We start from the raw sequence: 13110 nt of genomic DNA, 5'->3' as shown, positions 1-13110 counted from the left end.
GGCGGAGGTAAAACATGAACGAAGACTGGATTATACAAACAAAGAATTTAACAAAACAATATAACGGAAAAGGCGGTATCCGCAACATTTCATTAGACGTTCCGCGCGGTACTGTATTCGGGTTTATAGGTCCTAACGGTGCAGGGAAAAGTACGTTTGTGCGAACGATGCTTGGATTGATTCATGCGGATTCTGGAACAGCGCAAATGCTAGGACAGCCGATTGGGACAATTGAATCAAAACGGCGCATTGGCTATTTACCTGAACTGTTTCGCTATCCTGATTGGCTGACTGGTTGGCAGTTACTTGAAACGCATGCGAAATTATGCGATCTGCCTTTTCGGGAGCGGAAAGCAAAAATGAATGACGTTATTGAAAAAGTAGGTCTAAAGGGAAGGGAGAAAGAAAAAATTCGCGGTTATTCAAAAGGAATGCAGCAGCGTATTGGACTGGCCTGTGCCCTGCTTTCTGATCCGGAATTGATTTTTTTAGATGAGCCAACATCCGCGCTTGATCCAATCGGGCGAAAAGAAGTGCGTCATTTAATGGAAGAGCTTCGGGACCAAGGGAAGACAGTATTTTTAAATAGCCATCTATTAAATGAAATTGAACATCTATGTGATCACGTGGCGATTATTAATAAGGGAGAGCTAATTGTACAAGGAGATTGGCGCTCATTAATGATGATTCAAACGGAAGTTGAAGTAACAATTGGTGAAAAGAGCGAATTGGTTTTTAAACAACTGCCTGCGTTTATTAAAAACGTAAGGAAGATAGAAGAACAGCAAAATCGTAAACGTTGGATTATCACGCTGCAACAAGAAGACGACATTCCTAGATTGTTAGAAGCATTTGTATCACTACATATTCCTGTGTATCAGCTAAATCCGGTTCACCCGCATTTGGAAGATGTGTTTATGTACTGGGTGAATAAGAAAGAGGGGACGCAGCATGTGGACAATCGCCAAGTTATCATTTAAAGAAATCCTTTTAAAGCGTATTTTTACCATTACATTATGTATGACTTTTGCCTTTTTAATATTTTATGGAGTGGCCATTCATTACGCCGTCAGTGAAATCATTCCGGGAGAATCTAGTGGTCTTTCGACAGCTCAAGATGTTATGAGCAAGAGTTTCTTTTCTACACAACTTCTTGGGGTGGGGTTATACTTTTCTTCGTTTATTACTGCGTTGTTAGCTATTTTAAGTAGTGTTGGCAGCATTGCCAATGAAATTGAAAGTCATCAAATTGATACATGGTTGACGAGACCGATTTCGCGCTTTTCCTTTTTAATGGGAAAATGGATCGGCTTATGTTGCTTACTGATTGCGTACGCAGCCTTTCTATTTATAAGTATCGTGCTTATTCATCAAACAATGGGAGGGAATACGTTTCATTTAGATTTCACGGCGACGCAGATTATAAAAGCATTGGCTCTTTTTTTAATACAGCCCGTTATTTTAATTAGCATCGCGATATTACTAAGCACACGTATGGCGACATTAAATGCTGGCATTGTGTTAATTATTTTATACGGAACTGGGTTTATTGGTGGATTTGTTGAACAAATCGGTACATTGGCGGAAAAAACAGCACTTGTAAACATGGGCATAATCGCCAGCCTTTTATTCCCAATCGATACGATGTATCGTAAAATGACAATCTATTTATTTGATTCAGCAGACAATCCTTTATCAATAGCTTCACAAGGAGTATTTGGGAGTGTTTCAACACCGAGTAACATGATGATTGTTTATGCTGTTTTATATGTGTTAGCGGCTATTTTTATAGCGATTCGTACATTTAAATCACGTGATTTATAAGGGGATGAAACTTGAATGTATTCTCCAAATACTGTAAAGTGTGAAAGGAAATCCATCTCTTTATGTAGAGGTGGGTTTTATTTTATATCTCATTATCAGAATTTCACCAACTATTAATCATTTGCCTTCCTACCTAAAAACGACTACAATTTTACTGTTATTGAAGATCGAAAAAATAATAGAATAGGAGGGAAGGGGTATGCCAAGGAAAGTATGGCTATTAGTAGCTGGGATGATTATTAACGTCACGGGTGCTTCTTTTTTATGGCCTTTTAATACGATTTATTTACATGATCATTTAGGGAAGTCATTATCTGTGGCCGGAATGGTATTAATGATTAACTCGTTAACAGGAGTAATTGGTAATTTACTCGGCGGTGTTTTATTTGATAAATGGGGCGGATATAAGTCCATTTTAGTTGGTATTGTTATTACACTATTAGCGATTTTAGGACTGGTATTCTTCCATGGTTGGCCATTTTATGTTGTGTGGCTTGCGTTAATTGGATTTGGTTCTGGAATGGTCTTTCCGTCGATGTATGCAATGGTCGGGACGGTTTGGCCAGAAGGCGGACGGAGAGCATTTAATGCGATGTATGTAGGACAAAACGTTGGAATCGCTATTGGAACAGCGTGCGGTGGTTTAGTTGCTTCTTATCGTTTTGATTATATTTTCTTAGCAAACTTTATTTTATACTTTATTTTCTTCTTAATTGCATTTCTTGGATTCCGTGGTATGGAAGATAAGAAAGATAAGAGTGTAGAAGGAAAAGAAAAAACGAAAAAAGGTTGGTCACTTACACCGGGATTTAAGGCGCTTCTTATTGTATGTGTAGCATATGCTTTATGCTGGGTTACATATGTACAGTGGCAAGGAGCGATTGCAACGTATATACAGGAGTTGGATATTAGTCTTCGTCAGTATAGTTTATTATGGACGATAAATGGGGCGATGATTGTTTGTGCCCAGCCATTAATAAGTATGATTATTCGAGCGATGAAGCGTTCTTTAAAACAACAGATTATGATCGGAATTGGTATTTTCGCAGTATCCTTCATTGTACTGAGTCAAGCGCAGCAATTTACAATGTTCCTTGTCGCAATGGTGACATTAACAATTGGTGAATTATTTGTTTGGCCAGCTATTCCAACGATTGCGAATATCCTTGCACCAAATGATAAGCTCGGTTTTTATCAAGGTGTTGTAAATAGTGCAGCAACTGTTGGGAAAATGTTTGGACCTGTTGTCGGCGGAGCAATTGTAGATCTATATAATATGGAAGTATTGTTCATAGCGATAATGGTAATGCTTGTAGTAGCACTTATCGCAACGAGTATTTATGACAAGAGAGTACGGGTTGAAGAAACAGTAGAAGAAAAAATTGCAGTTTAGTTTGACGGAACATGTAACTTGTTTTAGAATATATTTTAAATAACTCATATGTAATAACAGTGATAAGGAGTAGTAGTAATAGAAGCTGGTTTAGAGAGTTGACGGTCGGTGCAAGTCAATCCACGTTTCGTTATGAACTCGCCTTGGAGTTGCAGTCGTGAAAGAAAGTAGCGATTTGCCGTCTATCCACGTTACGGATCTAAGTGAATGTATATTAGTGCTTGTTCAAAAAGGAGGATAAAGAGAGCAGAGCAGTTCGAGGCGCGGAAGCCAGGAGGACACGGAGTGTAGAGTGACTACATGAGTACCGGACTGGCGACGTAACGAAGAAATGCGATAGCTATCTTTACCGGACGTTTTGAACATCCTTTATGACATTAATTTAGGGTGGTACCGCGGGAATATAACCTCTCGTCCCTTTTCTGGGATGAGGGGTTTTTTGTATTTTTGGCGGTGAAAAATATATAAAATTTGAATGGAGGGTATTTCATGAGCTTCAATCATCAAGAAATTGAAAAGAAGTGGCAAGCGTATTGGGAAGAGAATAAAACATTCCGTACGCCAGATGAAACAGATAAACCGAAATTTTACGCACTAGATATGTTCCCATATCCATCAGGTGCAGGTCTGCACGTAGGACATCCAGAAGGATATACAGCAACGGACATTTTATCTCGTATGAAACGTATGCAAGGTTATAACGTACTTCATCCAATGGGATGGGATGCGTTCGGTCTTCCAGCAGAGCAATACGCACTTGATACTGGAAACAGCCCGGCTGAATTTACAGAGAAAAATATTAATACGTTCCGCAATCAAATTAAATCATTAGGTTTCTCTTATGACTGGGATCGTGAAGTAAATACGACAGATCCAGGTTATTACAAGTGGACACAATGGATCTTCCTAAAATTATATGAAAAAGGTCTAGCTTACGTAGATGAAGTACCAGTAAACTGGTGCCCGGCACTTGGTACTGTACTTGCGAACGAAGAAGTAATCGATGGTGTGAGTGAGCGCGGCGGACATCCTGTTGAACGTCGTCCGATGAGACAATGGATGCTTAAGATTACAGCTTATGCAGATCGCTTACTAGAAGACTTAGATGAGCTTGATTGGCCAGAAAGCTTAAAAGATATGCAGCGCAACTGGATCGGTCGTTCTGAAGGTGCAGAAGTACACTTCAACATCGACGGCACAGATGAGAAATTTACTGTATTTACAACGCGCCCAGATACATTATTCGGTGCAACGTACTGTGTACTTGCTCCAGAACACGCACTTGTTGCAGAAATTACAACTGCAGATCAAAAAGAAGCAGTTGAAGCATACATTGATTCTGTAAAAGCGAAAAGTGATTTAGAGCGTACAGAGCTTGCGAAAGAAAAAACAGGTGTATTCACAGGTGCTTATGCAATTAACCCAGTAAATGGTGAGAAATTACCAATCTGGATTGCTGACTATGTACTGGCAAGCTACGGAACAGGTGCTGTTATGGCAGTTCCAGCACACGATGAGCGTGACTATGAGTTTGCAAAAACATTCGAGCTTCCAATGAAGGAAGTTGTAGAAGGCGGAGACATTACGAAAGAAGCACATACAGGTGATGGAGCACACGTTAACTCTGCATTCTTAGATGGTTTAAATAAAGAAGAAGCGATTGCGAAAATGATTGAATGGCTTGAAGTGACGAGCGCAGGAAATCAAAAAGTAACATACCGTCTTCGTGACTGGTTATTTAGCCGTCAACGTTACTGGGGTGAGCCGATTCCAATTATCCATTGGGAAGACGGCACAATGTCAGCTGTAAAAGAAGAAGAATTACCATTAATTCTTCCAAAAACAGAGAACATTCGTCCATCCGGTACAGGTGAATCACCACTTGCAAATATTGATGAGTGGGTAAATGTTGTCGATCCAGTGACTGGGAAGAAAGGTCGCCGCGAGACAAATACAATGCCGCAATGGGCAGGCAGCTGCTGGTATTACCTGCGTTATATCGATCCGAAAAACAGCGAAGCACTTGCTGATCCAGAAAAAATTAAACAATGGCTTCCAGTCGATATTTACATCGGCGGTGCAGAGCATGCGGTACTTCACTTACTATATGCACGTTTCTGGCATAAAGTATTATACGATGTAGGCGTGGTTCCAACGAAAGAGCCATTCCAACAACTATTTAACCAAGGTATGATTCTAGGTGAAAACAACGAGAAAATGAGTAAATCAAAAGGTAACGTTGTAAACCCTGATGATATCGTAGCAAGCCACGGTGCAGATACACTTCGTCTATACGAAATGTTTATGGGACCATTAGATGCTTCTATTGCTTGGTCTGAAAATGGCCTTGACGGAGCTCGTCGTTTCTTAGATCGCGTATGGCGTCTACTTGTTCAAGATAATGGTGAACTAAGCGAGAAAATTACAGATGCACCAAACAAAAATCTTGAAAAAGTATATCACCAAACAGTGAAGAAAGTAACAGAAGACTACGCAGAACTTCGCTTTAACACTGCAATTTCTCAAATGATGATGTTCATTAATGATGCATATAAAGCTGAGACACTTCCGAAAGAATATGTAGAAGGTTTCGTGAAAATGATTGCACCAGTTGCGCCGCACGTTGCGGAAGAGCTTTGGAACAAGCTTGGACATAACGAAACAATCACATATGTAAGCTGGCCAACATTTGATGAGTCTAAACTTGTAGAAGATGAAGTTGAAATCGTTGTTCAAGTGATGGGTAAAGTCCGTGCGAAGCTAACGATGAAAAAAGATGCATCAAAAGAAGAAATGGAACAACTTGCACTTGAGGCAATTAAAGAGCAAATTGAAGGGAAAACAGTTCGTAAAGTAATTGTTGTTCCTGGAAAACTTGTGAATATCGTAGCGAATTAATGGAAAAGAGCACCTTTTTAGGTGCTCTTTTTATGTTTTGAACGGGATGGAAGAGCAGAATTTTAGACAGACAAACACCTATTTCTCTTTTTGCAATATGATAACATCGACACATTAAATTGTGAGGAAGAGGTGAACGAAATGAATTATAATGAACAACGACAAATGATTAGTCCATCTGGCATGGGTGGAGTTCCTACAACACAAGTAGGATATCCGCATGGAGGATATCCTTATGGCTATCATCATGTGGGATATCATCCATATTATCCATATCATCATGTGGGGTATCATCCACATTATCCATATCATCATCATGGCTATCAACATGTTATTTATCATCCTCATCATGGTTATCATCACGGCCATCCTTCTGTCACGCCATATCAAGGCATGTAAGATTAAACAACTATGGAATAGGGCGTTAGTGCCTTAAAGAAAATCTCCTTCTATGCAAGGAGATTTTTTATTTGGGAATGATAAAGAAAAAGGGGGTGTATACATATGGGTAAAGGTAGAAGTAACAATACTGGCCAAAGACAGCCTAATTTCGATGCAAATGCTTCGAAAGGAAAGCAACCTCAGATGGGAGATTCGAAGAAGAAATAGAGAAAAGGAGCCATTTAACAGATGGCTCCTTTTCAAATGGAAATCATATATTATTTTTTTGCTTCTTGACGTTGACGCTCAATTTCCGCACGAAGTTGTGGTTCTGGTGCTTCCCATCCTTCAGGCTTTAAAATCTTGCCGTCACCTTCGCGGAAGCGTGGTTTACCGTCTGGGAATAATTTTGCCATGTTTGCATTGTTCACGATCTCAAAACCTTTATCAGGACGTACACCCATTTCTGCAAACGTTCCAAATGCAAAGTAAATTAAGTCAATTAATGCATCGTATTGATCTTCTACTGTATTTGCTTCTAAGAACTCTTCTAGTTCTTCCTGCATAAAGCTTGCACGAATTTTTGCACGTTCTTCTGTTAATTTTGTTGGAGTATCTGCAACAGGGTGACCAAATACTTCATGCATTTTCGCAACAAGTTCATAGCCTTTATCTAAACCTTTTTCGTTTGTCATGTTGTTTCATCCTTTCTCATTCTTTGCCGATTTTTATTGTAACATGATTTACGTTAGGGAGGTCTAAATTCTGTTTTTACAAAAAAGATCCTCTTTCTAATTTAACTTTAGGAAAGAGGATCAAATATTTTACTCAATAACTCCTGAATTTGTAATATCAACTTCATACTTCACTTTCACAGGAACATCTTTGTACATTTTTTCCCATTCTTTTAATTTAAAATGTCTGTAGTGTTGTTTAAATCTGGCACCTAAAGCAAGTGGGTCTGTACCAAGAGATTGAAATTTTTTAATTAATTTTACTCCATCTTCATTTAAGCTCTTTTCAACGTCTTTTCGTATTTTTTCTACATTTTTTTTGTTTTCTAGATTAGTATGCTTTGACAGCTCTTGAATGCGAGCTGTCATTTTTACATGAATGAAAAAGGAAGGCTTGCCGTTTTTTATATATACACGATAAGAAGGAGAAGAACGAATGTTGTTAATGATTGTATAGCCTAATTTTGTTTTAAATTCATGTGAATCCAGTTCACTTTTTTCGAGCAGTGTTTTAAAAAGAAACATATCTTTTTCTTCTACTTTTCCTACATACTTATCTTTTTTGAAAAGAGCCATACTTGTAATTTTAATGCTGTTCTTTTTCTTTTTTAAAATAGGCATATACGTATCTTGTCCATCGCGATAATATCGAAAAGCTTGAAGGTGTAAATTATCTTTTGGTAATACACCTGTTTTCATATTATGTTCTAGTATTTTTGTCATGTAGATTGCTACGTTAGAAGCAGTTTGATATTGGCCTGATAGTAGTTTTTGACCTTCTCCATTTCCTCCGCCTTCAACTAGACCAACATATACTAAGTTTCCGATATTTACATCACGAATAAGTGTATCAAATAAGCTGGAGAGTCCTTTTTTAGCTAATTTTTCTGTAAAAAGAGTAACGCGTATTTGTCCGCTGGCAAGAGGTTCTCCAGATTCTAAAGCAGTTGTTACTTTAACTTGTTTGACTGTATTTCCATATCCTTGAAGTACTTGTACTGTTTTCCCTTTTTTTCGAATAGGACAAACGTAAGTCACTTTTACTTTTTCCTTCTTTGAGCCTGTATCTGAAGCGACATCAAAAACAGAACCTTGAATAAGACTGAGATCATCAACGATGCTTTTGGGCACACATGCTGTTGTAAAAAATAAGCACAAACTAAAAAGGAATACTACTTGCTTTTTGATGTTTTCCATTTGTTTTTCACCCACATTATAAGGAATAAAACTGGGATGTACACATAAACAATCCAAAAATCTACCTTTGAGACATGAGTAACAAAGTTATTAATATGGTGCCGTTCCGTTAGGAATTGTGAAATAATGACGGTTAAAAATAATAAGGAAATTAATATGTATTTCTGCTTTATGCGAAATAGTTCATAAAATCCTCTTGTTGCACCCCATAATGGTAAGATAAAACTTGTAATTGCAATGATTGCGTAGCCGGAGATAACAATATATTCTAGACGCTCAATGAAAGGAAGACGAATTACTTGTGAAATGGATAGCTGTGACCAAATTGTTTTTGATAATTGTTTTTCGCTAAAGAACGCAAAGGCAAGAATGGTACTTAGTAAAAATAAAAAGTTAGAAAATACAACACCATATTGTGCAAATTTATGAGATTTTTCCGGAGTTCTGATAAACGGATATATCATCAAAATGAGTTCGAAGCCAATCATGGTATAAGTCGACGCTTGAGTTGCTTTTAAAATATCCCCAAAAGAATGAGAGAATATAGGTAGTAGGTTTCCAAAATTAGCGTATTTAATGGTTATAAGCAGCATCATGATATATCCGCATGTAGCAACAACGGAGATAACACAAATACCAGTCATAACCCGAAAGCCAGATGAAATAACATAATAACTAAGTATGCATAGAAAGATTGTTAATTTCCATGTAGATGCTGTTGGAAACATCCAAACTTGAATAATTTCTACATATGTGCGTATAACGGATACGCTGTCTAGAAAGAAATATGTAATAAAGATTAGATTAAATGCATTGCCTAGCCATTTTCCAAATATATTTTGATGCACTGTAAGCAAGTTTCCATTTGCGTTTCCTAATAGACGATACATCATCCACATAAGAATGTGAACGCCTATCCCCGCTATAATTACACCCATCCATGCATCATATCCGGCAGCTTTTGCAATAATACGTGCAAATCCGAGAACCCCAACACCGAATTGAGCAGCATGGATTAAGAAAAAAACAAAAATGGGAGATACTTTATAATTTGTTTTAACCGTACTCATATGCTCTCCTCGTTTCTTACTCATCAAAATCTGTCATGCGTTTTTGAAACACTTCTTTTACATAACGACCGACATGTTGCGGTCTTGATTGAATATTGCGTGTATCCATTTTAGATAAGGGTAGTTGTATAAGTGAGTCTTTAATTGACTGTTTCCGAAATGGATAAAAAAAACCATATGGCTTTCGTAGGGACGATAATCGAAAAAGTCGTGTTAGAAGAAAGATAAATCCTAGCGAAATTCCTAATAGTCCCCATAGCTCTGCAAGTATTAGAAATGGAAAACGAAGTATACGAACGGCATTGCCCATTTTATAAATCGGTGTAATAAATGATGCTAGTGCTGATAAGGCGACGATAATTAACAAAATATTACTTGTTAATCCTGCTTGTACAGATGCTTGTCCAATAACGATACCGCCTACAATACCGAGTGTTTGCCCGACCTTCATTGGTAAACGTGCTCCTGCTTCACGGAGAAGGTCAATGGCTAACTCTAGAAAAATAGCCTCTATTAAAGGCGGAAATGGCACCTGTGCCCGCGATAAAATCAATGTCTCCAGCAAATCACTTGGAATCAATTCGTAGTGATAACTAAGTACCGCTACATATAGAGGCGTTGCAGCAATTGAAAAAATAATTGCTATAAAACGTAATAAGCGAGAAAAGGTTGCATAAAACCATGACACACTGTAATCCTCAGGCGAGACGAAGAAATCCAGTAGAGATACAGGTGCTAATAAAATATTTGGTGCACCATCGACAAATATAGCAATTTTTCCGTCAACGAGTCCGCTGCTCACACGATCAGCACGTTCTGTAGTAATAAAAGTTGGAAAAATAGAAGTATCGCCCATTAGATGCGCAATATAATTGCTATCATTAATTTGGTCATATTGAATTTTGTTCAGGAGGCCTTCTAAATATGCGATGGTTTCTTTTTCTGCTAAATTACTCAAATACATCATAACGACTTTCGTTTTTGAAAATTCTCCAATTAGTAATTCTTTTGTTTTTAATTCTAGAACTGGCAACCGTTTACGGACAAGGTTAATATTTGTATCGATATCCTCTACAAATCCTTCTTGCGGTCCAGTTACGGTTGATTCGTTTAATGGTATACTCGGTAATCTGTATTTCTCAATTGCGATATTTGCAAGTAGGCATTTCGTATCATGCTCTTGCAGTTGAATAATGGCGTGACCTTTTAGAACCATTTCTTCAATTTTTTTTACGTCACTCGTAATGATAAGGCCGCTTATTGGAATCATTTCTTTTATTTCTTCTAGTGTTGGTGCAGTGTGATGTAATAAAGCAGGCATTAAATAATTTTGTAATCTCATACCATCCATTGACGTACGGAAATACGAAATCCAATAAGGCTTAGCTGGGTCTTCAGAAGTATGAGAATGAACAAAATCGCTTGATTCTTTTAATTTCTGAAAAAGTTCTTGTAGTGAATGAGCTGCTTCATGTTCTGGCTTACTAAAATCGAAAATACCGTTTTTACTTTGTTTGGAATATTGTTTGTTTGATTGTTGCTTGTTTGTTTGAGCTTGTTGTTGTTTTGGCTGTTGCTTATTTGCTTGAGCTTGTTGCTGTTCCGGCTGTTGCTTACTTGCTTGAGCTTGTTGCTGTTCCGGTTGTTGCTTGTTTGCTTGAGCTTGTTGCTGTTCCGGTTGTTGCTGTTCCGGTTGTTGCTTGTTTGCTTGAGCTTGTTGCTGTTCCGGTTGTTGCTTACTTGCTTGAGCTTGTTGCTGTTCTGGCTGTTGCTTACTTGCTTGAGCTTGTTGCTGTTCCGGTTGTTGCTTGTTTGCTTGAGCTTGTTGCTGTTCTGGTTGTTGCTTACTTGCTTGAGCTTGTTGCTGTTCTGGCTGTTGCTTACTTGCTTGAGCTTGTTGCTGTTCCGGTTGTTGCTTGTTTGCTTGAGCTTGTTGCTGTTCCGGCTGTTGCTTACTTGCTTGAGCTTGTTGCTGTTCTGGCTGTTGCTTACTTGCTTGAGCTTGTTGCTGTTCCGGTTGTTGTTTACTTGCTTGAGCTTGTTGCTGTTCCGGTTGTTGCTCCGTTTGCTTAGTTTGTTGCGTGCCTTTCATTTGTTCCTTGTTTGTTGCATCTGTACTGTTCTTTTTTCTACTAAACCATTTAAAAAACATATGTATTCCCTCTTTATCCAAATAAGATAACTTTAGTCTGTGGGAATTTTTATATATTATGCACATATTTGTATTTGGAAAAAGCGAAACAAATGGCTGGGCTATGGTAGAAGGAAATCATGCCCTATCGTACGAATAAATATAATTGATTATGGTGTATGCGCATTCTTGTAACAAAGGATATATTTGCAGCGGCTTTTTTCGCTTTGTCTCCAGTATCACACTTTGTTTGTACTAGTAGAAATGAGGAAAAGTGTTACGTAAGGAGGACGAAATGGTGTTATATGTAGAAAAACAAGAATTTAGATTGAAGAAATTCACATTTGAAAATGGTATGTCAATCCCAATTCAAATTGGTTATGAAACATACGGTAAGTTAAACCGTGAGAAGTCCAATGCGATTTTAGTATGTCATTATTTTAGTGCAACGAGTCATGCGGCAGGACAGTATACAGAGCATGATCCTCTTCCTGGATGGTGGGATGAATTAATTGGACCAGGAAAAGCAATCGATACAAATAAATATTTTGTTATTTGCACGGACAATTTGTGTAACGTTCAAGTGAAAAATCCTTATGTTGTGACAACCGGGCCAAAGATGATAAATCCAGAAACAGGTGCAGAGTATGGGATGACTTTTCCCGTCTTTACGTTTCTTGATATGGCTCGTATTCAATACGAATTAATACGACATATGGGGATTGCGAGGTTACATACTGTGATTGGGCCATCTGCTGGTGGGATGATTGCTCAGCAATGGGCGGTTCATTACCCGCATATGATGGAGCGAGTGATTGGCGTCATTACAAATCCGCAAAATCCAATAGTGACGGCTGTTAATGTTTTGCAAAATGCAATCGATGCCATTCAATTAGATCCAGCTTGGAATAATGGAAATTACGGAGAGAAGCAGCCGGTGAAAGGACTGCATATGGCCGCTAAAATGATGTTTATAAACGCATTTGATGCGCATTATTATGAGACGACATTTTCGCGGAGCCATACAGAATCTGCACCATATCAAGATTTCTTTACTTTAACTTCATTTGAAGAAGAAATTCATGAAGTAACATTACAGAATATTGCATTTGTCGATGCAAATTCATGGATGTATACAGCAAAAGCAACGTTATTACATGACATTGCCCGTGGTTTTTCTTCATTAGAAGAAGCGCTTCGACAAGTAGAAGCAAGCGTCCTTATGATTCCTTGTAAGCAAGATATACTACAGCCTTCTCGTTATAATTATGAAATGGTTGAGTTATTGAGGAAGAATAGAAAATTTGCAGAAGTGTATGAGATTGAAAGTATACATGGACATATGGCAGGGGTGTTAGAGACACATTTGTTTGCTAGCAAAGTACATCAATTCATAAATCAGCGAACTTCAAATGTTCTCTAATGAGACTTGGGCACATAGCTTGTTTTCTAGCTATTGCATGCTAAAATTGAGAATGAATC

Annotated in this window: 10 protein-coding genes and 1 other annotated feature; of the genes, 6 read left to right on the top strand and 4 right to left on the bottom strand. The window is 38.0% G+C overall.

The genetic code is table 11. From position 1 onward, the window contains the following. Window positions 1-14 precede the first annotated feature (14 nt). From NKR74_RS20290 to NKR74_RS20270, 5 genes are all read left to right on the top strand, one after another. Window positions 15-980, top strand: coding sequence for an ABC transporter ATP-binding protein (locus NKR74_RS20290; protein WP_253630647.1), 966 nt, complete (start codon window positions 15-17; stop codon window positions 978-980). Next, the gene (locus tag NKR74_RS20285; protein ID WP_098306671.1) at window positions 952-1824 is read left to right on the top strand and encodes an ABC transporter permease subunit; all 873 of its coding nucleotides are present in this window, start codon (window positions 952-954) and stop codon (window positions 1822-1824) included. Before NKR74_RS20290 ends, NKR74_RS20285 begins: the two co-directional genes overlap by 29 nt. A 199-nt stretch (window positions 1825-2023) precedes the next feature. Further along, the gene (locus NKR74_RS20280) at window positions 2024-3217 is read left to right on the top strand and encodes an MDR family MFS transporter (RefSeq protein WP_253630646.1); all 1194 of its coding nucleotides are present in this window, start codon (window positions 2024-2026) and stop codon (window positions 3215-3217) included. A 50-nt stretch (window positions 3218-3267) separates the two neighbouring features. Beyond that, window positions 3268-3639 (top strand) — a binding site (T-box leader). A gap of 67 nt (window positions 3640-3706) precedes the next feature. Then, a complete protein-coding gene (leuS, locus tag NKR74_RS20275; protein WP_253630645.1) occupies window positions 3707-6115 on the top strand; it encodes a leucine--tRNA ligase in 2409 nt (802 codons plus the stop codon). A gap of 141 nt (window positions 6116-6256) precedes the next feature. Beyond that, window positions 6257-6514, top strand: coding sequence for a hypothetical protein (locus tag NKR74_RS20270; protein WP_253630644.1), 258 nt, complete (start codon window positions 6257-6259; stop codon window positions 6512-6514). 260 nt (window positions 6515-6774) lie between these two features. Here NKR74_RS20270 and NKR74_RS20265 read toward each other — a convergent pair whose 3' ends face one another. The 4 genes from NKR74_RS20265 to NKR74_RS20250 all read right to left on the bottom strand — a co-directional run bounded on the left by NKR74_RS20265 (window position 6775) and on the right by NKR74_RS20250 (window position 11649). Next, a complete protein-coding gene (locus NKR74_RS20265; protein WP_253630643.1) occupies window positions 6775-7191 on the bottom strand; it encodes a pyrophosphohydrolase domain-containing protein in 417 nt (138 codons plus the stop codon). Between the two features lie 129 nt (window positions 7192-7320). After that, complete coding sequence (locus NKR74_RS20260) at window positions 7321-8427, bottom strand: Ger(x)C family spore germination protein (protein WP_253630642.1); 1107 nt, start codon at window positions 8425-8427, stop codon at window positions 7321-7323. Further along, window positions 8403-9497, bottom strand: coding sequence for a GerAB/ArcD/ProY family transporter (locus NKR74_RS20255; protein WP_253630641.1), 1095 nt, complete (start codon window positions 9495-9497; stop codon window positions 8403-8405). The genes NKR74_RS20260 and NKR74_RS20255 overlap by 25 nt, the downstream gene beginning before the upstream one ends. A 16-nt stretch (window positions 9498-9513) precedes the next feature. Further along, window positions 9514-11649, bottom strand: a complete 2136-nt coding sequence (locus NKR74_RS20250; RefSeq protein WP_253630640.1) for a spore germination protein — start codon at window positions 11647-11649, stop codon at window positions 9514-9516. 334 nt (window positions 11650-11983) lie between these two features. On the opposite strand from NKR74_RS20250, the gene NKR74_RS20245 reads away from it, so the two are divergent. After that, window positions 11984-13051: an alpha/beta fold hydrolase gene (locus tag NKR74_RS20245; protein ID WP_483861592.1), complete on the top strand. Its 1068-nt coding sequence runs from the start codon at window positions 11984-11986 to the stop codon at window positions 13049-13051. The last annotated feature ends 59 nt before the right edge of the window (window positions 13052-13110 follow it).

It is taken from the genome of Bacillus sp. 3103sda1 (assembly GCF_024159135.1).
GTDB lineage: Bacteria > Bacillota > Bacilli > Bacillales > Bacillaceae_G > Bacillus_A > Bacillus_A rhizoplanae.
Note: the sequence above shows the minus strand (reverse complement) of the source record. Positions and strands in the feature narration are given on the sequence as shown.